Below are 17,191 nucleotides of genomic sequence, written 5' to 3'. Positions count from 1 at the left end.
CAGCCTGCATCAGCGACTACAAGGCCTTGGGCAGTTGCCAGCCGTAGCGCACCGAGAGCATGCGCAGGGCGAAACAGACGGTGCCCGCCAGCCAGGCCGACCATAAAGGCGGCACGCCCAGGCGCCGGGCGATGACCAGGCTGGCCGCGCCGACAAAGGCCGAGCTGGCATACAGGTCGACCTGCAGCACCAGGGGAATGCGGGCCAGGACAATGTCGCGAATCACCCCGCCCCCCACCCCGGTCACCGTACCCATGAGCATCGAGACAAAGGGCGAGATGCCGAAGTTCTGCGCCTTCTGCGTGCCCGCCACGGCAAACAGCCCCAGCCCCGCGGCGTCCAGCAGAATCAGCAGCGGCCCGGACCACCCCAGCACCCAGTCCCGTGCCACGAAGGCCAGCCCGCCCATCAGCAGCGCCAGCGCCGGGTACCGCCAGTCGGCCACGGCCTTGGGCGGCGTGGCGCCAATCAGCAGGTCACGGGTCACCCCTCCGCCAAGGGCGACGATAAAGGCGATCACCATCACCCCCAGCAGGTCCAGTTGGGCGCGCATGGCGCTGATCGCACCCTCCACGGCAAACACCGCAGTGCCCGCCAGATCCGCCACCAGCACGATGTTTTCCAGGCGCCGGGGCAAGCCCTGGGCCCGGGCGTTCATGGGCCCATCCAGAAAAGCGAGGTGATCAGGAAAATACGGCGCGGCAACAGGGTTGAAGGCATGCCCGGGCACCTGCAAAAGGCTGGAGATGACGGCCGGGAACCCGACCGTCGACCCATTGCTTATAGTTCAGGCCGTGGGCTGTCGCCATCGACCGGCCCCAGTGCAAGGCCGGGTTCAGGGCGCCAGATCGAGCTGGCCCAGGGAGTTGCTGCCCAGCTCATAGAGCAGTTCGTCGATGATCTTCTGCACATCGGCCTCGCTCTGCAGCGCCCGGGCGCTGAGCCCGGTCACCACCAGGTCGACCCGGCCGCTGGCCGGCTCGAACACCCGCAGGGTCAGGGTGCCGTCACCGGCGTTGCTGAAGCTGCAGGCCAGGGGCGCCAGGCGCTGCTCGATACAAGCGCGCAACTGCGCCAGGGTGATGGCCGCCGGCATTTCAGCGGCGCCGCAGCAGCAGGCCCGCCAACAGGCCGACGCCGGCCAGCAGGGCCACGCTCAACAGCGGTTTGTCCCGGACCCAGCGCTCGCCCTGGTCCAGGGCCTGGCCGTACTTTTCCTGCAATTGCCCGGCGGCTTCCCGGGCCATGCCGCGGGCTTGCAGTTGCTCATCATCCAGCCACTCACCCACCACGGCCTCGGCCTTGCCGGCCACCTTGCCCACTGTGCCCTTGATCTGTTCGCTAGCCATGCTGGCGCTCCTTCTACTGCGGTTCATGAATGGCAGAGGCCCGATACAGAGCCCTGCGCAGAATCACAGGATAGAAAGGCCCGCCCCTGGGCAAAAGGCGCATTTGCACTGGTTGCACTGGTGCATTTGCACCGGGTCAGCCGGCACTGCCGGCAAACAGCCCGCGCTCCCGGGCCCAGACAATGGCCTCGCCGCGGCTGTGCACATCGAGCTTGGAGTACAGGGTGGCCACGTGATTGCGCACGGTGTTGGGGGCCAACTGCAGTTGCGCGGCAATTTCCTTGTCCGCCAGCCCCTGGTAGATCAGCCCCAGGACCTCGCGCTCGCGGGTGGTGAGCTCGGCAGAGGTTACCGCCGGGGCTTGCGCGCTGCGAGTATTGCGCACATTGGCGAGCTTTTCGATCAGGGTCTGGCTGAACCAGGAGGCATCGCGCATCACCTCCTCGATGGCGCCCACCAGCTCCAGCTCCGAGCGCTTGCGCTCGCTGATGTCCATCAGCACCAGCAGGTAACAGGGGCTGTCCTGGATCAGCACCGTATCGGCGTAGGCCACGCAGTCCACCTGCTCGGCGCCCTTCTTGCGCACCTTGAGGTCCAGGCCCATGACGTTGCCGCTCTTCTCCAGGCGGCCGAACAACTGCTCGGCGGCCTGGGGCTCGGCGATAAAACCGATGTCCTGCACGGTCTTGCCCAGCAGTTCTTCGCTGCTGTAGCCGCAGGTGTCGAGAAAGGCTTCGTTGACATCGACGATCTGCTGCTCGGCGCTGCACACCAGGGTCGGCACCGGGGTCAGGCGGAACGACTTGGCGAAACGCTCCTCGCTCTGGCGCAGGGCGATCTCGGCCTTGCGCCGCGGCTCCAGGTCCATGAAGGAAAACAGCATGCAGTCCTCGTCGTTGATGTCCAGCGGCTGGCCGGCGACGATCACCAGCTTGCTGCCGCCCTCGGGCAGACGCAGCTCGGCCTGCATCTGCGGGATGGTCGCACCCTGCCCCAGGCGTTCGACGGCCAGTTCCTTGTGCTCGGCGTCTTCCAGCACGTCCAGCTCGTAGACCGAACGGCCGATCACCTGGTCCCGGGCATAGCCGGTCATCTCCAGGAAGCCCTGGTTGACCTTGATGTAGCGCAAATCCCCCAGGCGGCAGATCACCGCCGGCGCCGGGTTGGCGTTGAAGGTCTTCTCGAAGCGCTGCTCGGCGCTGGCCCAGTCGGTGGCGTCACTGAGGATCAGCACCAGGGACTCCGGCGCGCCATTGCGGTCCTCGAGGATCATGCTGCGCACCCGGTGCACCCAGTGCCGGGGTTCGCCGTCGATCTCGGCCTGGACCTCCACCACCACGTCGCTGAAGGTTTCTCCGGCAGCCACCCGGTTGATGGGGTAGCTGTCCAGGCCCAGTGGATGGTTGTTGCGGTAGCGCAAGGCATAGCGCCGGGCGTATTCGCGCAGATTGCCGCCCAACTGCTCGACCGTGCTGACGCCGTGCATGGCCAGGGCCGCTTCATTGGCCCAGAGCAGGGTCCGGGGCTTGTCGGTCTCGATCAGGATCACCCCGTCGGACAGGCCGGAGATGATCTGCTGCAATTGGCGGCGGTTGGTTTCGGTGGCAAGTACGGCCTGGCTCATGGCATCTCCGGAAGAACCCGACGCTGCGCCAAACATCCCGCACGCCGGAAAAAAGGGGGCTGCAACTACGACCACGGCGCGCCGCCATCGTGCCCCGGCCCGAGCGCTGGAGCCCCTTTGGGCAACGGAGTAAGCTGCCCCGTCCGGATTGCGGGCCAGCCGCCAGCCCGGCGACACCGGCCAGCCGCCCCTCGAGGAATGACGCATGATCACCATCCGTGAAGCCGACAGCCGCGATATCGACACCCTCCAGGCCATTGGCTGCGCCACCTACCGCGAGCACTTCGCCGCGATCTGGAGCACCGAAGGCATGCAGCAGTTCCTGGCCCAGGACTTCGCCCCCGCCCCCCTGGAACAGTCCCTGGCCGACAAGCACCTGCACCTGTGGCTGCTGGCCCTGGACCCGCAGCAGCAGCCCATCGGTTTTGCCAAGCTCAACTGGAACCGGCCACTGCCCGATGGAGCCCGGCGCGGGGCCGAACTGCAGAAGATCTATCTGCTCAAGTCCGAGGCCGGCAAGGGCTATGGCCGCCGGTTGCTGGAGCATGTGCTGCAACGGGCCAGCGCTGCCGGTGAGCCCTGCCTGTGGCTGGACGTGCTCAAGAGCAACAGCGGCGCCCGGCGCTTCTATGAAAGCGCCGGCCTGCGGCAGGTCGACGAGGTGCCGTTCAGCACCGACGTGGAACAGATCGGCATGTGGGTGATGGCCTGCGACCTTCCGCGCACCGGCGAACGCACGGCCTGAGGCTCAAGATCCCGTCCAGGGGCAGCGCCTGCTCCGTCCCCTCCTCCCTCCAGAACCCCGCACGTTCAGCCCTTCCGGCGGCCTGAACGTGCGGCGCCCGCAACAAAGCGACTAGTCCGAATAGACGATGTCCAGCCCCCGCTGCATTTCCGATAGTCCCTTCCCCCCCTCCACAACCCTACGGTACCTCGACGCAAAAACAGACATTCAGAGGCAGCAATGAAAAAAACAACAACGCCTTACGCTTTCTCCACCTTGCTCGCAGTTCCCGGTTCCTTGCTCCTGTTCAGTTCCCCGCTGGCCGCCCTGGTCTTCGAAATCGGCGACGACCTCAAAGTGCAGAACAGCAACGTCGTCTCCTATGGCCTGGCCTGGCGCACGGCAAAGCCGGCCCATGCCCTTGGCGGGCGCAACAATGCCAACGGCAACGACGGCAACAACGCTTTCGACCGGGGCAGCCTGATCACCCATCGCCTGGGCCTGGTCAGCGACGCCGACTTCAACTTTCGCCGTGACTTCGGCCTGTTCGTGCGCGCCAGCGCCTACTACGACAATGTCTACCATCGCCGCAATGACAACCACACCGGCACCTCGAACTGCTATGCCGCCGGGCAATGCTCGCGCCCCGACCAGTTTTCCAGGCCCACCCGCGACGCTCACGGCGGTGCCGTGGAAATGCTCGACAACTACCTGTATGGCAGTTGGCAGGTCGCTGACAGGCCCTTCAACCTGCGCCTCGGGCGCCAGGTGGTCTACTGGGGCGAGAGCGTCTACAACGGCAACGGCATTGCCTCGACCATGAGCCCGTTTGATGCCAGCAAATCCAACGTGCCCGGGGTCGAGATCAAGGAGCGTACCCTGCCGACCGGCCAGCTGTTCGCCTCCTACAGCCTCACCGACGCGCTCGACCTGCAGTTCTACTACCAGTACGAGTGGAAGAAGAGCCGACTCAACGCGGTCGGCAGCTACTTTTCCACCACCGACCTCCTCGACAGGGGCGGCTACAGCAACTCCACCGGTCAACTGGTCCGCTTGAAAGATGACGAACCCCGCGACAGCGGGCAGTTCGGCCTGGCCCTGCGCTATGTCGCCCAGAGCCTGAACAACACCGAGTTCGGCCTCTACCGCCTGCGCTATCACAGCAAGACACCGGTGGTGGACAACCTAAGCCGCCGCGGCAGCTACCAGGCGCGCTACTTCGAAGGCATCGAACTGTATGGCGCAAGCTTCGCCACGGTCGTGGTCGACACCAACATCAACGGCGAGATCAGCATCCAGGATCGCCTGCCCCTGGCGATCGACCTCGGCGGCGCCCGCCACACTGCCCGCGGCAGGACCGGCCAGGTACTGCTGTCGATGACCCACGGCTTCGGCCAGACGCCCTTTTCCGACAATTTCACCCTCAATGGCGAGGTCGGCTACAACCGCGTCTTGAGCAACGACAGTGCCTACCTGCCCCAGCGCACCCCCAGTGACAAGCTCTGGAACGACCGTTCGGCCTGGGGTTACACCTTGCGCGCCAGTTCGCGCTACATCGAGATCATGCCCGGCTGGGACCTGACCATTCCGCTGTCCTTCAACCAGGGGGTGAACGGCAACTCCTCTCTGGGCAGCTACAACCAGGGCAGGAATCGGCTGTCCCTGGGCGGCACCCTGGAGTACCTCGGGAACCTCTCCCTGGAGGCCGTCTACAACGCCTACCTGGGCAGCCCCCGGTACAACAACCAGAGCGATCGCGACCACATCGCCCTGAACGCCAAGTACAGCTTCTGACCCTCGCCCAGACAACCGGAGAACATTTCATGTCCTGCCAAACGCAATTCCCTGCCTTTGTGCTCGCCGGCCTGCTCGGCCTGTGCCCCCTGGCCCAGGCCGCGCTCAGCGAGGCCGAGCTGGCTCGCCTCGATCAAGATCTCACGCCCGTCGGTGCGGAGCGTGCCGGTAACGCCGACGGCAGCATTCCTGGCTGGTCCGGCCAGTGGCGCGGCACTCCGCCCCATGTACAGTTCGCCGGCAGCGGCTCGCTGTACCCCGATCCGTACGCCAAAGAGCGCCCGTTGTTCAGGATTACCGCGCAGAACCTGGAGCAGTACCAGAACCGCCTCAGTGACGGCCAGATCGCCCTGTTCAAGCGCTATCCACGCAGCTACTGGATGGACATCTATCCCAGTCATCGCGACATGCGCCCGAGTGCAAAAATCGAAGAGCAAATCCGCGAAAACGGGCGCACCGCTCGACTCACCGAGGATGGCAACGGCGTCACCGGGGCCTGGGGCGCGTCGCCGTTCCCGATCCCGAAAAACGGCAACGAACTGATCTGGAACCACGCCCTACAAGGGCGGGGGCCCGGCGAGGAAGGCGTCTACAGCCTGGTCGTCACCCTGGCCAACGGCAAGCAGGCACGTCAGGTCCAGCATCACCAGACGCTCAATATCTGGACCAACCCGGACAGCCCCCGGCAAGACGACCGCAACGCCATCAACAGCCACTTCATGTACCGGACCCTGGAACCGGCCCGGGAGCTGGGCAAGATCACCTTCGGCCACGGCTTCGTCGATCCGGTGGCCAACGCCCAGCAGAGCTGGCAATACGACCCGGGCAGCCGACGGGTGCGGCGCGCGCCCAACGTCGGCTACGACAACCCTTCCAGTGGCGCCAGCGGCGGCCTGCGGGTCAACGATGACAGCCGCATGTTCAATGGCGGCACCGACCGCTACCAGTGGACGATCATCGGCAAGCGCGAGCTGTTCATCCCCTATCACAACTATGCAATCAGCGACCCCGCGACCACCCTGGCCAAGCTCACCGAAACCATTGGCCACCCCAACCCCGAAGCACTGCGCTACGAATTGCACCGGGTATGGGTACTGGAGGCCAGCCTCAAGCCCGGCAACCGTCATGTGTATGCCAAACGCCGCTTCTACATCGACGAAGACACCTGGGGCGCGGTCATGGCCGACAGCTATGACGCCCGCAACCTCCTCTGGCGCACCAACCTGCAGACCACCTTCTACGCCTATGACACCCAGAGCTATCAGGCGGGCCCATCGGTGTATCACGACCTGATGTCCGGGGCCTATCTGGTGGATCGCCTGACCAATGAGCACGGCCCGATCCGCCTGACGGACCTGGCCCACGATGCCAGCGATTTCACCCCCGCCGCCGTGCGCAAGCGCGCCAAATGAAGACTCACGGAGAGCACAACATGACCCGATTCGACCTGGCCCTCGGGGCCGCCCTGCTGTGCACCATCGCCACAGCCAATGCGGCCCCTGCCGAGCAGCCAGCGCCCCCGCAAGAACTGCCCGCCAGCGAACGCCAGGCGCTGCGCGACCTGAACCTGGCAAGCGCACCCAACCTGCGCGACCTGGGTGGCTACCGCACGGCCGACGGACGTAGCGTGAAGTGGGGCCTGCTGTATCGCGGTGGAGCCCTGGACTCACTCAGTGCCGAAGATCAACGCAGGCTGCAAGGCCTGCAACTGCAGCGTGTGGTGGACCTGCGCAGCCGCGAGGAAATCGCCGACGCCCCCGACCGCCTGCCGCCGGCGCTGATGCAGCGGCGGATCGAGATGCCGATCAGTGCCGGCAACATCGACATCCGCGAGCTGACTCGGCGCATCAACAGTGGCGACACCGCCGAGCTGCACCTGGACGATGTGCTGGTTCGGGCCAACATCCAATTCGTCCGCGAGCAGAGCCCGCTCTTTCGAGCCTGGCTGCATGGCCTGCTCGATGACCAGGGCACCCCGGTTCTCTACCACTGCACCGCGGGCAAGGATCGCACCGGCTTCGCTTCGGCCATGGTGTTGCTGGCCTTGGGGGTGCCGGAAGCTACGGTGATGGAGGACTATCTGGCGTCCAACCGCTACCTCGGGGAAAAAAACCGCCGGATCGCCGAGCAAGTCAGGCTCGCGTCAAAAGGCCGTACCGATCCTGCCCTGCTACAGCCCTTGCTAGGCGTCGAGGCGCGCTACCTGCAAGCGGCGTTCATGGCCATGCGCGAAGACTACGGCTCGGTGGAGAACTACCTGCGCGAGGGCCTGGGGGTCGATGCCGCGTTTCGCTCGCGGCTGCAAAGCAAGTTCCTCGAAACCGCCGCCCCCTGATCAGCTGCGGCACTCAGAGACCCAGGGCCTTGAGCCGCCGGTACAGGGTCCGCTCGCTCAGGCCCAGGGCCCTGGCCAGCTCACTGCGCGAACCCTCGAACACCTCCAGGGCATGGGCCAGTTGCTCCAGGTCCTTGTTGCCGCGGCGGCGGCCGGGGGGCGCTGGTGCCGGCGTGCTGCGCAGCTCCGGCGGCAGGTCCGCCAGGCGGATCACCCCGTCGTCGCTGAACAGCCGCGCCCGCTCGAGGATGTTGCGCAGCTCGCGGATATTGCCCGGGTAGGTGTACAGGCTCAGTTGGGCCAGGGCCTGGGGATCGACCCGCGGCACCACCCCGGGGTCAAGCCGGCGCAGCAGGCTGTCGATCAGCAGTGGCAGGTCGTCGCTGCGCTCGCGCAAGGCCGGCAGGCGGATCGGGAAGGCGCTGATGCGGTAGTACAGGTCCTGGCGGAAGGTGCCGGCGGCGACCATTTCCTTGAGCGGCTTGTGGGTCGCCGCCACCAGGCGGAAATCCGAGTGCACGGTGCGCAGGCTGCCCACCGGGCGAAAGCTGCCGGACTCGATCAGGCGCAGCAGTTTGACCTGCATGGCCAGGGGCACTTCGCCGATCTCGTCGAGAAACAGGGTGCCGCCATGGGCGGCTTCGGCCAGGCCGATCTTGCGCTGCAGGGCACCGGTGAAGGCGCCCTTTTCATAACCGAACAATTCGCTTTCCAGCAGGCTTTCGGTAAGCCCGGTGCAGTCCACCACCACCAGCGGCCCGCTGGCCCGGGGGCTGCCGTCGTGCAGGGCACGGGCGAACAGCTCCTTGCCGGTGCCGGATTCACCCTGGAGCAATACCGGGATCGGCGCCGGCGCCGCCCGCTGCAAGGCGCCCAAGGCTTCGTTGAAGGCCGGCGAGCGCCCCACCAGGCCCTTCTGCTGGGGTTGTACCGAGGCCACGGCCACCGAACTCAGGCGCTCGACATAGGCCACCACCGTGCCGTCTTGGCCAATGATCGGCCGCAGCTCCACGTCCACATGTTCCGGCCCCCGGGGCGTGTGGTGGATGTGCAGCATGCGTTCCGGCACGCGGCTGTCATGGGCCTTGCGCATCGGGCAATGCTCGCCGGCCTGGTCGCAGGGCACGGCGAACTGGTGGGACACCCGGTAGCACTTGGCGCCCACGTGGGGCTTGCCGGCCACGCCGAACTGACGCTGGTAGGCGGTGTTGGCGGCGATGATGTTGTAGTCGGTGTCCAGCACTATGGTGGGCTGCGGGTCGTGTTCGAGGTAGGACACCAGGGCGGACATCGGTGGCGGGACTAGGTCGGTGGCAATCAGGGACATGGGCAACTCCGGGGCAGAGGCGGCAGCTTAAAGCATGGGCGCCATCACTGCCATTTTCTGCCAGCAACTGCCAAATGACTGCCAAGCCCGGGTGACAGTCCTGGCGACAACACATCACCAAGGGGTTGAAAAAGCGTCTAGACCAATGAACAGGCGCCAAACGACGCCGTTTCGGGTTGGCACGCTTATTGACACTTCAAGAAACGAGCGTCAGCGCAGACTGCCCTCACCTTCATTGCCTGGAGTGCCCCATGATCATCAGCGACACGCTGCGTGTAGAAGCCTTTTTCGACAGCCATACCTGGACCATCAGCTACCTGGTGATGGACCTGGCCAGCCGCCACTGCGCATTGATCGACAGCGTGCTGGACTATGACCCGAAATCCGGCCGCACCCACACCGAGTCCGCCGATCGCCTGATCGCCCGGGTGAAAGAGCTGGACGCCCGGGTCGACTGGATCCTGGAAACCCATGTGCATGCCGACCACCTGTCGGCCGCCGCCTACCTCAAGGCGCAGCTCGGGGCCCAGGTGGCCATCGGCAACCAGATCACCCGGGTGCAGAAGACCTTCGGCGCGCTGTTCAACGAAGCCTCGGCCTTTGCCCGGGACGGCAGCCAGTTCGACGTGCTGCTCGAAGACGGCGCCGAATTCGCCATCGGCGGCCTCACCGCGCGGGCCATGCACACCCCGGGGCATACCCCGGCCTGCATGACCTACCTGGTGCAGGTCGGCGACGAAACCCTGGCCTTTGTCGGCGACACCCTGTTCATGCCCGACTACGGCACCGCCCGCTGCGACTTCCCCGGGGCCGACGCGCGGACCCTGTACCGCTCGATCGGCAAGATCCTCGCCCTGCCCCCCAGCACCCGGCTGTTCATGTGCCACGACTACCTGCCCAACGGCCGCGAGCTGCAGTACATGACCACCGTCGCCGAGCAGCGCGCCAACAACATCCACATTCACCAGGGGGTCGACGAAGACAGCTTCGTGGCCATGCGCGAAGCCCGCGACGCGACCCTGGACATGCCGGTGCTGATCCTGCCTTCGGTGCAGGTCAACATGCGCAGCGGGCACTTCCCCGAGCCCGAGGACAACGGCGTGAGCTACCTGAAGATTCCCCTGAACACCCTATAACTATTACCTACTCCACACGGAGACCTTGCCATGCGCCCCTTCAACCCGGCCCTGCCCACTGTCGACGGCAGCCACCAGGTGCTGATCGTCGGTGGCGGTGCCGCCGGCATCGCCGTTGCTGCCAGCCTCTTGACCCGCGATCCACACCTGGACGTGGCACTCATCGACCCTGCCCGGCACCACTATTACCAACCCGGCTGGACCCTGGTGGGCGCCGGAGTATTCAGCGCCCAATCCACCGAGCGCGCCATGGCCGAGCTGATGCCCCAAGGGGTCAAGTGGATCCAGGACGCAGTCAGCCGCTTCGACCCGGAACACAACGCCCTCGTGCTGGAGGACGGCCGGGTGCTGGCCTATGACCAACTGATCGTCTGCCCCGGGCTCAAGCTCGACTGGGCCGCCATCGACGGCCTGCCCCAGGCCCTGGGCAACCACGGCGTGACCTCCAACTACCGCTACGACCTGGCGCCCTACACCTGGCAACTGGTGCAGCAACTGCAACAGGGCGAGGCGCTGTTCAGCCAGCCGCCGATGCCGATCAAGTGCGCCGGAGCGCCACAGAAGGCCATGTACCTGTCCTGCGACCACTGGCTGCGCCACGGCCGCCTGGGGCAGATCAAGCCGCGCTTCCTGAATGCCGGCGGTGTGCTGTTCGGCGTCGCCGACTACGTGCCGGCGCTGATGGAATACGTGAAGAAATACGCCATCGAACTGGATTTCGGCCATAACCTGGTGGCGGTGAACGGCCCGGCCAAACGCGCGACCTTTGTCCGCACCCTGGCCGATGGCCGCCAGGAAACATTGGAACGGGCCTTCGATATGCTGCACGTGGTGCCTCCCCAGTGCGCCCCGGACTTCATCCGCCAGAGCCCCCTGGCGGACGCCGCCGGCTGGATCGACGTCGACCCGGGCAGCCTGTGCCACAAGCGCTACGTGAACATCCACGGCCTGGGGGACGCCACCAATACCAGCAATGCCAAGACCGCCGCAGCGGCACGCAAACAGGCACCGGTGGTGGCCAACAATGTGCTGGTGGCCCTCAAGCGCCTGACCCGCCTGGCCGAATACGACGGCTACGGTTCCTGCCCGCTGACCGTGGAACGGGGCAAGATCGTTCTCGCCGAATTCACCTATGGCGGCAAGCTGGCACCGAGTTTCCCGCGCTGGCTGCTGGACGGGCGCCAGCCAACCCGTCGCGCCTGGTGGCTGAAGGAACGGATCCTGCCACCGCTGTACTGGCGCGGAATGCTCAAGGGCCACGAATGGCTGGCCCACCCGACCCTGGCCACGGACACCCCGAAAGCATGAGCGAACACAGTCTTCTGGGCGCCGGGCTGGGGGCGATCATTGGCGCGATCCTGGCCCTGACCGGGGCCGGTGGCGGCATCCTCGCCGTGCCGCTCCTGGTCTTCGGCCTGGGCCTGAGCATGGTCGAGGCCGCGCCCATCGGCCTGCTGGCGGTGGGCCTGGCAGCCAGCGTCGGCGCGGTGCTGGGCTTGCGCCAGGGCATCGTGCGCTACCGCGCGGCGGGGTTCGTGGCCGGCATCGGCATCCTCATGGCGCCGCTGGGCCTGTGGCTGGCCCACCGCCTGCCCAACCTGCCGCTGGCGCTGCTGTTCTCCCTGGTGCTGCTGTACGCCTGCGGGCGCATCCTGCGCAAGGCCAGCCTGGAACTGAAACAGGGCCAGCCGGCGCCGCGCCCGGCCTTCATGCCCTGCGTGCTCAACCCGGCCCAGGGCCGCCTGCGCTGGACCCTGCCCTGCGCCCGGGCGCTGACCTTCACCGGAATGCTCTCGGGGCTGCTTTCCGGGCTGCTGGGGGTGGGTGGCGGCTTCGTCATCATCCCGGCCCTGAGCCGCTACACCAACCTGGACAGCAAGAGCATCGTCGCCACCTCACTGGCGGTGATCGCCCTGGTCTCCCTGGGCAGCGTGGTCACCGCCAGCCTCAGCGGGATCATGCACTGGGCGGTGGGCGCGCCCTTTGCCCTGGGGGCGGTCCTGGGGCTGGTGCTGGGACGCCAGGTGGCCAGCCACCTGGCCGGCCCGCGGTTGCAACAGCTGTTCGCCATCACCGGGATCCTCGCTGCCCTGCTGCTGGCCGGCGGCGCCCTGGGGCTGTTGCCACGCTGAAGCATTCGCGCCCGCCACGGGTTACGGCCTGTGGCGGGCCTGCCCCGGTTATCAACGGCAAAGGTCGCCTCAGTGCGCAAAACAGTCGCCCTGGGTCTGATGACCAAGCCCAGGATGTCGCACCCTTGAGCCTGCAGACTCGAAAGGAGACGACGATGCTTGCCCTGATTCAAGAAACAGATCATTGCCTGGTGAAGGCAGTCCCGTTCAGCGCCGATGAGATCGCAGCCTTTCGCAGCCACGGTTTCATCAAGATCAAAGGCTTTTTAACGGCGCATGCTATAGAGGCGCTCAAGCACGAGGCCGGTGCTCGAGTCATTTCGGCCCGGGACGCGAAGTCGGCCTATGGAGATTCCTTCAACCGGTTGACTTACGACCTTGGCCGCACCGAGGTGCTCAAGCGCATCTACTCCTCGACGGCCTTCAGGACGGCCTGGTGACCCTGACAGGTCATCCGCTGATCATGACCGAGTCCCAGAGCTTCGAGCTCACCGCGCACCAGCAAGGCTTCGCCTGGCATTACGATTCACTGAGCTTTCGCTACATTCGCCCGCAGGATGCGGCCTTCAGCGTGTGGATCCCATTGGACCCCATCCACAATGCAGGGCAACGCGGGGGAATGGCCTATGTCCCTGAAAGCCTGTATTCAGCCAAGGCCAACTTCCAGCTGGCCAGCCTGCTCTCAAGAAAGATGGCCGCCGGCCTCTCGGTCGAGGATTTCTCTGCGCACCTAAGGGGTATCTTCAATACGCCGAGCCTGCTGACAGAGATATTCGAGGAACATAAGTCCCAGGACGATTTCGCGCTGGGCGATGTGTTGTTCTTCAGCAAATCCCTGTGGCACCGCTCCGAGCCGCTGCTGCCGGGGCCACTCCAGGCGCGGTTGGCGGTGACCATACGCTTTCTGGATTGGCGCTCACGGCTGGACAGAACCCTGTTCGAAGGTGAGTCTGAAAGCGGTGGTGGCGTGGGGATGGGCGTCAACTGGGGCAAACCCACCCAGACGGCCTACGGCTCGCAGTTCACCGATATCGACGACGGCGAGGAAATTCGCACGTCCAGGCATTGCGGCCCGATTATCTAGCAGCGCCCAGATCGTGGTCAGTCAGCCTTGAGGAGCAGGAATGTCGAAGTCTTATGCCATAGGCGTGGCCGCAGCCCTCTTCGCCACCTTCAGTTGGGCGCTGAACTTTCTATCGCCCTATCTGATGGGCGACTTCGGCACGTTCGACTTCATTACCCTGCGCTTCATCGTCTCCGGCGCCATTGGCCTGGCGATGCTGCGCCTCTACCGAGCCGGCCTTGCGCGCTTGAACGGACGCACCATGGCCACCGCCGCGCTGCTGGGGGTGGTGGGCTACACCCTGTACATCGGGTGCGTCATGGGCAGTGTGCTCAACGGCGGCGCGATCATCGCGCCGGCGTTTTTGAGCGCAGCGCCGATCATGGTCGCCCTCATCGGCAACCTGATCGAACCCACGGTCTCCTGGCGCGCCCTCTGCGTACCGGTGCTGCTCGCGCTGCTGGGGCTGGTCGCCACCAACTACGGCGCCTTCGCGAGGGTACTGGACGGCGATCTGTCCACCTACCTGCAAGCGGTCGGCTACGCGGTAGGCGCCACCCTGTCCTGGTTGATCTTCAGCCTCTTGAACCAAGTGATCCTGGCACGGCTGCCGCATGTTTCCTCAGGCCTCTGGACCGGGCTGATGATGGTGGGAGCGGGCTTGAGCGTGGTGCTCTTCGTGCCGTTCGGGCTCACTTTCGACCTGTACAGCGCGCCCCATGTGGAGTGGCGTCTGGACAATACCCTGCCGGTGCTCGCCGCCGCCTCGGCCTTGGCCTGCGTCGCCTCGGTAGGTGGGGCCTGGGCCTGGAACTTCGCGAGCCAGCGGTTACCCCTGGCCCTGTCCGGACAACTGATTTCGGTCGAAACCCTCTTTGCCGCGGCGTTTGGCCTGATCGCCGAACAGCGTTTACCCACCGCCCTTGAAACCCTGGGAATCATCGCCTTGCTGAGCGGCGCCTCGATTGCCGTCAGGGTCATGGCGCACCATCAACGGGCCGGGGCGAGTGTGCGAGCATGAAGAGCCTGAATCCCTCCACTCATTAACCGCCGGTGTTGCAATCCAGAGGCAATGGCCCGGTCTGAGTGTTTTTTCAGTGCCTGGAGCGCTTGCGGCGCTGTTGAAACAGATGGGAGTGAAGGACATGGCTGCCGGGTACTTCCCAGGGAAGTTCTCTCCACTGCCCGCGCACGCTCGCAACGCCCACCATGACCTGGCGCCCCGTAACCGCAAGGAGCCCGCCATGTCCACCGACCATAGCCTGGAAAAAAGCTTCCACCGCTGCCTCTGGCGCAAGATCGGCCGCTATACCTCGCGCATCGGCCGGGCCTTGATCCAGAAAGCCCTATGGCTCTACTACGCCGCGCAACGACCGCAAACCCCGATCTGGGCCAAGGCCACCATCTACGCCGCCCTGGGTTACTTCATACTGCCAGTGGACATCATCCCGGACCTGATCCCCGGGGCCGGGTACGTCGATGACCTTGGACTGCTGACCAGTTCAGTGCTGGCCGTGGCTGCGCATATCAACGCCGAGGTCAAGGAGCAAGCCAGCGCGCGCCTGGCCGACTGGTTCGGCAGCGAGTCGGAATGAGCCAGAGGTCGGCGCCAGGCTGGGCATTCGACTCACCAAGGCAGTGCAGCGCCCCCGACACCATGGCCACCCGACTCACCGCGCCTGGGTGTCCAGGGCATAGAACTCCTGCAACTTGGCCTGCAGCAGTTGCTTGTCCGGCAGTTGGGTCCGGTACTCGGCGATCAGCGCCGGTGACAGGGAACGGTTGAGGGCATATTCCACCACCTCGTCCTCCTTGCTGGCACAGAGCAACACGCCCAGGGCAGGGTTCTCGTGGGGCTTGCGCACCTGGCGATCCAGGGCCTCCAGGTAGAAGTCCAGCTTGCCCAGGTACTCCGGCTCGAAGCGCCCGACCTTGAGTTCAACGGCCACCAGGCAATTCAACCCGCGATGGAACAGCAGCAGGTCCAGGGCGAAATCGCGCCCGCCGACCTGCAGGGGATAGCCTGAAGCGACAAAGCAGAAGTCGCGCCCCATCTCGATCAGGAAATCCTTGAGTTGGCGCAGCAGCCCCTGGTGCAGGTCGGCTTCGTTATGCCCCTGGGCCAGGCCCAGAAACTCCACCATGTAGGCATCCTTGAAGACCTTCAGGGCCTCGGGACGGGCCTGCTTCAAGGTTGCCGAGGCATTGGCCGGGCGGGTCAGCGTGCGTTCGAACAGCGCGGATTTGATCTGCCGTTCCAGTTCTCTGCGTGACCACTGTTCCTGGACCGCCAAGCGCAGGTAGAACTCACGTTCACTGGGCCCTTTACTCTGCCCCATCACCACCAGATGGTGGCTCCAGGACAATTGTCGCACCAGTGGTGCGACTTTCTCGTCAGCACGATAGGCCTCATAAAACTGGCGCATGCGAAACAGGTTTGCCCGGGTAAAACCCCGCAGGCCCGGCTGCTGCCGCGCCAGGTAATCCGCCAATTGCCGGACCACGCCATCACCCCACTCCGCCGCCTCGATCTTGCGGCTGATATAGGCCCCGACCTGCCAATACAGCTCCACCAGTTCAGTATTCACCGCGCGCACTGCCCGCTGCCGCGCGGCGGTGATCATTTGCGCCACTTCGCCAAATGCCACTTCGGTGGAAGAGATCGCCGCTTCAGCCTCTTGCTTCATGACGCTCGCCCGCTTGCTGGGAGACAGGCCCCTATCATCCCGTGGCTCGCCATGGGCCTGAAGTCAGGCCTGTCTCTTTGTGGTGAGCGAAATGTCCTTGTTTGAGCGCGGTAAACAGCCTCGTCAGCCGGGCATGCAATTGAAGTCGTGGGTACTGGCTACCTGCTTGCCCTTGGCGTCATACAGGCGCGCCGACACCTCGTTCCCCAGGCTCGACTCCACCAGTGTGTAATGCTCCCCAGCCTTGAAGCCGCCGTAGCTGATGTGGCCGTCGCAGTCTTGCTGGTTGGAGTCGCCGACGTTCTCTTCAAACAGGGTCACGTCCAGGCGGTGAGCACCGGGCTTGACCTGGAAATAGCGACCATCGTCGGTCTTCTGCCCGTCCACCCGTTCGGCCATCAGGTCGTTGGGCGCCTCTTCCTGCAGGCCGATCCAGGCCTCGCTGGGATCAGGCCGGGGCACGGGCCCGGCGCAAGCGCCGAGCAGGCACGCGAGGCCCAGGACGGGTATCAGCAGCAGCGGTTTGAGTGTCATGAAAATCTACCTTGGCAATGGAAAAAAGAAGCCCTACAGGCAACTGAACGGCCGGCTCTGGGCCACCTGCCGGCCCTGGGCGTCCAGCAGCTCGGCGCTGACGTCCTGGCCCTGGCTGGACTCCACCAGTCGGTAATGGCCCCCCGCCTGGAACCCGGCATAGTCCAGGCGCCCCAGGCAGTCGGGTTGCGCCGAGTTGCCGTTGGCCCCTTGCAGCAAAGCCATCTGCAAGCGGTGCTGGCCGGAGCTGACCTGGAAGTAGCGGCCATCGTTCAGGCGCTTGCCATCGACGCTGTCGGCCAGCAAGTCGTTGGGCGACTCCGGAGCAAGATCGATCCAGGCCTGCTGCGGATCGGCCTTGGGCAGCGGCCCGGCACAGGCCGAAAGCAGGCACACCAGGCCCAGGCCCGGCAGCAGCAACAAGGGTTTGAGGGACATGGAAGCAACCTCGCAAATGACAGTCATGAGTGCGGCGCAAGCCCGGAA

19 protein-coding genes are annotated in these 17,191 nt (G+C 65.4%); 11 read left to right on the top strand and 8 right to left on the bottom strand.

What is annotated here, in order from left to right:
* Positions 1-16: 16 nt before the first annotated feature.
* The 4 genes from AC1RMG_RS03160 to AC1RMG_RS03145 all read right to left on the bottom strand — a co-directional run bounded on the left by AC1RMG_RS03160 (position 17) and on the right by AC1RMG_RS03145 (position 2,973).
* A complete protein-coding gene (locus tag AC1RMG_RS03160; protein ID WP_015635302.1) occupies positions 17-658 on the bottom strand; it encodes a trimeric intracellular cation channel family protein in 642 nt (213 codons plus the stop codon).
* A gap of 177 nt (positions 659-835) precedes the next feature.
* Positions 836-1,096: a DUF1652 domain-containing protein gene (locus tag AC1RMG_RS03155; protein ID WP_015635301.1), complete on the bottom strand. Its 261-nt coding sequence runs from the start codon at positions 1,094-1,096 to the stop codon at positions 836-838.
* A gap of 1 nt (position 1,097) precedes the next feature.
* Complete coding sequence (locus AC1RMG_RS03150) at positions 1,098-1,349, bottom strand: CsbD family protein (protein ID WP_072442217.1); 252 nt, start codon at positions 1,347-1,349, stop codon at positions 1,098-1,100.
* A gap of 136 nt (positions 1,350-1,485) precedes the next feature.
* Positions 1,486-2,973 carry a PAS domain S-box protein gene (locus tag AC1RMG_RS03145; protein WP_041117729.1) on the bottom strand — a complete coding sequence of 496 codons (1,488 nt, stop codon included), beginning with the start codon at positions 2,971-2,973 and terminating at the stop codon, positions 1,486-1,488.
* A 205-nt stretch (positions 2,974-3,178) separates the two neighbouring features.
* Here AC1RMG_RS03145 and AC1RMG_RS03140 point away from each other — a divergent pair, with 205 nt between their 5' ends.
* The 4 genes from AC1RMG_RS03140 to AC1RMG_RS03125 all read left to right on the top strand — a co-directional run bounded on the left by AC1RMG_RS03140 (position 3,179) and on the right by AC1RMG_RS03125 (position 7,826).
* Positions 3,179-3,718, top strand: coding sequence for a GNAT family N-acetyltransferase (locus tag AC1RMG_RS03140; RefSeq protein ID WP_493168320.1), 540 nt, complete (start codon positions 3,179-3,181; stop codon positions 3,716-3,718).
* Between the two features lie 219 nt (positions 3,719-3,937).
* Entirely contained in the window at positions 3,938-5,491 is a 1,554-nt protein-coding gene (locus tag AC1RMG_RS03135; protein ID WP_368995017.1) for a DUF1302 domain-containing protein, read from the top strand.
* A 29-nt stretch (positions 5,492-5,520) separates the two neighbouring features.
* A complete protein-coding gene (locus AC1RMG_RS03130) occupies positions 5,521-6,903 on the top strand; it encodes a DUF1329 domain-containing protein (protein ID WP_493168318.1) in 1,383 nt (460 codons plus the stop codon).
* Between the two features lie 20 nt (positions 6,904-6,923).
* Entirely contained in the window at positions 6,924-7,826 is a 903-nt protein-coding gene (locus AC1RMG_RS03125) for a tyrosine-protein phosphatase (protein WP_493168316.1), read from the top strand.
* A 13-nt stretch (positions 7,827-7,839) separates the two neighbouring features.
* Here the strand turns inward: AC1RMG_RS03125 and AC1RMG_RS03120 are convergent, their stop codons facing one another.
* Positions 7,840-9,153, bottom strand: coding sequence for a sigma-54 interaction domain-containing protein (locus AC1RMG_RS03120; protein WP_072452278.1), 1,314 nt, complete (start codon positions 9,151-9,153; stop codon positions 7,840-7,842).
* A gap of 251 nt (positions 9,154-9,404) precedes the next feature.
* Between AC1RMG_RS03120 and AC1RMG_RS03115 the strand changes: the two genes are divergently transcribed.
* From AC1RMG_RS03115 to AC1RMG_RS03085, 7 genes are all read left to right on the top strand, one after another.
* Positions 9,405-10,289: an MBL fold metallo-hydrolase gene (locus AC1RMG_RS03115; RefSeq protein WP_368995664.1), complete on the top strand. Its 885-nt coding sequence runs from the start codon at positions 9,405-9,407 to the stop codon at positions 10,287-10,289.
* A 30-nt stretch (positions 10,290-10,319) separates the two neighbouring features.
* A complete protein-coding gene (locus AC1RMG_RS03110; RefSeq protein WP_493168314.1) occupies positions 10,320-11,597 on the top strand; it encodes an NAD(P)/FAD-dependent oxidoreductase in 1,278 nt (425 codons plus the stop codon).
* A complete protein-coding gene (locus AC1RMG_RS03105) occupies positions 11,594-12,421 on the top strand; it encodes a sulfite exporter TauE/SafE family protein (RefSeq protein WP_125063744.1) in 828 nt (275 codons plus the stop codon). The genes AC1RMG_RS03110 and AC1RMG_RS03105 overlap by 4 nt, the downstream gene beginning before the upstream one ends.
* Before the next feature lie 155 nt (positions 12,422-12,576).
* The gene (locus tag AC1RMG_RS03100) at positions 12,577-12,861 is read left to right on the top strand and encodes a hypothetical protein (RefSeq protein WP_493168310.1); all 285 of its coding nucleotides are present in this window, start codon (positions 12,577-12,579) and stop codon (positions 12,859-12,861) included.
* Entirely contained in the window at positions 12,858-13,505 is a 648-nt protein-coding gene (locus tag AC1RMG_RS03095; RefSeq protein ID WP_493168308.1) for a phytanoyl-CoA dioxygenase family protein, read from the top strand. Before AC1RMG_RS03100 ends, AC1RMG_RS03095 begins: the two co-directional genes overlap by 4 nt.
* A gap of 40 nt (positions 13,506-13,545) precedes the next feature.
* Positions 13,546-14,505 carry a DMT family transporter gene (locus AC1RMG_RS03090; protein ID WP_183000501.1) on the top strand — a complete coding sequence of 320 codons (960 nt, stop codon included), beginning with the start codon at positions 13,546-13,548 and terminating at the stop codon, positions 14,503-14,505.
* Between the two features lie 223 nt (positions 14,506-14,728).
* Positions 14,729-15,079 carry a YkvA family protein gene (locus AC1RMG_RS03085; protein ID WP_210671653.1) on the top strand — a complete coding sequence of 117 codons (351 nt, stop codon included), beginning with the start codon at positions 14,729-14,731 and terminating at the stop codon, positions 15,077-15,079.
* A 75-nt stretch (positions 15,080-15,154) separates the two neighbouring features.
* Here AC1RMG_RS03085 and AC1RMG_RS03080 read toward each other — a convergent pair whose 3' ends face one another.
* The 3 genes from AC1RMG_RS03080 to AC1RMG_RS03070 all read right to left on the bottom strand — a co-directional run bounded on the left by AC1RMG_RS03080 (position 15,155) and on the right by AC1RMG_RS03070 (position 17,143).
* A complete protein-coding gene (locus AC1RMG_RS03080; protein WP_493168301.1) occupies positions 15,155-16,171 on the bottom strand; it encodes a PDDEXK nuclease domain-containing protein in 1,017 nt (338 codons plus the stop codon).
* Between the two features lie 123 nt (positions 16,172-16,294).
* Complete coding sequence (locus AC1RMG_RS03075) at positions 16,295-16,705, bottom strand: PA0061/PA0062 family lipoprotein (protein ID WP_123430938.1); 411 nt, start codon at positions 16,703-16,705, stop codon at positions 16,295-16,297.
* A 33-nt stretch (positions 16,706-16,738) separates the two neighbouring features.
* The gene (locus tag AC1RMG_RS03070) at positions 16,739-17,143 is read right to left on the bottom strand and encodes a PA0061/PA0062 family lipoprotein (protein ID WP_493168296.1); all 405 of its coding nucleotides are present in this window, start codon (positions 17,141-17,143) and stop codon (positions 16,739-16,741) included.
* Between the last annotated feature and the right edge of the window lie 48 nt (positions 17,144-17,191).

This window comes from Pseudomonas sp. GW822-FHT04H02 (assembly GCF_058800645.1).
Note: the sequence above shows the minus strand (reverse complement) of the source record. Positions and strands in the feature narration are given on the sequence as shown.

Excerpts from the sequence above, each read along its gene's own strand:
- AC1RMG_RS03135 (WP_368995017.1), top strand. The coding sequence starts at position 3,938 with ATGAAAAAAACAACAACGCCTTACGCTTTCTCCACCTTGCTCGCAGTT.
- AC1RMG_RS03110 (WP_493168314.1), top strand. The coding sequence starts at position 10,320 with ATGCGCCCCTTCAACCCGGCCCTGCCCACTGTCGACGGCAGCCACCAG.
- AC1RMG_RS03080 (WP_493168301.1), bottom strand. The coding sequence starts at position 16,171 with ATGAAGCAAGAGGCTGAAGCGGCGATCTCTTCCACCGAAGTGGCATTT.
- AC1RMG_RS03160 (WP_015635302.1), bottom strand. The coding sequence starts at position 658 with ATGAACGCCCGGGCCCAGGGCTTGCCCCGGCGCCTGGAAAACATCGTG.
- AC1RMG_RS03075 (WP_123430938.1), bottom strand. The coding sequence starts at position 16,705 with ATGACACTCAAACCGCTGCTGCTGATACCCGTCCTGGGCCTCGCGTGC.
- AC1RMG_RS03070 (WP_493168296.1), bottom strand. The coding sequence starts at position 17,143 with ATGTCCCTCAAACCCTTGTTGCTGCTGCCGGGCCTGGGCCTGGTGTGC.
- AC1RMG_RS03105 (WP_125063744.1), top strand. The coding sequence starts at position 11,594 with ATGAGCGAACACAGTCTTCTGGGCGCCGGGCTGGGGGCGATCATTGGC.
- AC1RMG_RS03130 (WP_493168318.1), top strand. The coding sequence starts at position 5,521 with ATGTCCTGCCAAACGCAATTCCCTGCCTTTGTGCTCGCCGGCCTGCTC.
- AC1RMG_RS03140 (WP_493168320.1), top strand. The coding sequence starts at position 3,179 with ATGATCACCATCCGTGAAGCCGACAGCCGCGATATCGACACCCTCCAG.
- AC1RMG_RS03120 (WP_072452278.1), bottom strand. The coding sequence starts at position 9,153 with ATGTCCCTGATTGCCACCGACCTAGTCCCGCCACCGATGTCCGCCCTG.
- AC1RMG_RS03125 (WP_493168316.1), top strand. The coding sequence starts at position 6,924 with ATGACCCGATTCGACCTGGCCCTCGGGGCCGCCCTGCTGTGCACCATC.
- AC1RMG_RS03085 (WP_210671653.1), top strand. The coding sequence starts at position 14,729 with ATGTCCACCGACCATAGCCTGGAAAAAAGCTTCCACCGCTGCCTCTGG.
- AC1RMG_RS03145 (WP_041117729.1), bottom strand. The coding sequence starts at position 2,973 with ATGAGCCAGGCCGTACTTGCCACCGAAACCAACCGCCGCCAATTGCAG.
- AC1RMG_RS03090 (WP_183000501.1), top strand. The coding sequence starts at position 13,546 with ATGTCGAAGTCTTATGCCATAGGCGTGGCCGCAGCCCTCTTCGCCACC.
- AC1RMG_RS03100 (WP_493168310.1), top strand. The coding sequence starts at position 12,577 with ATGCTTGCCCTGATTCAAGAAACAGATCATTGCCTGGTGAAGGCAGTC.
- AC1RMG_RS03155 (WP_015635301.1), bottom strand. The coding sequence starts at position 1,096 with ATGCCGGCGGCCATCACCCTGGCGCAGTTGCGCGCTTGTATCGAGCAG.
- AC1RMG_RS03115 (WP_368995664.1), top strand. The coding sequence starts at position 9,405 with ATGATCATCAGCGACACGCTGCGTGTAGAAGCCTTTTTCGACAGCCAT.
- AC1RMG_RS03150 (WP_072442217.1), bottom strand. The coding sequence starts at position 1,349 with ATGGCTAGCGAACAGATCAAGGGCACAGTGGGCAAGGTGGCCGGCAAG.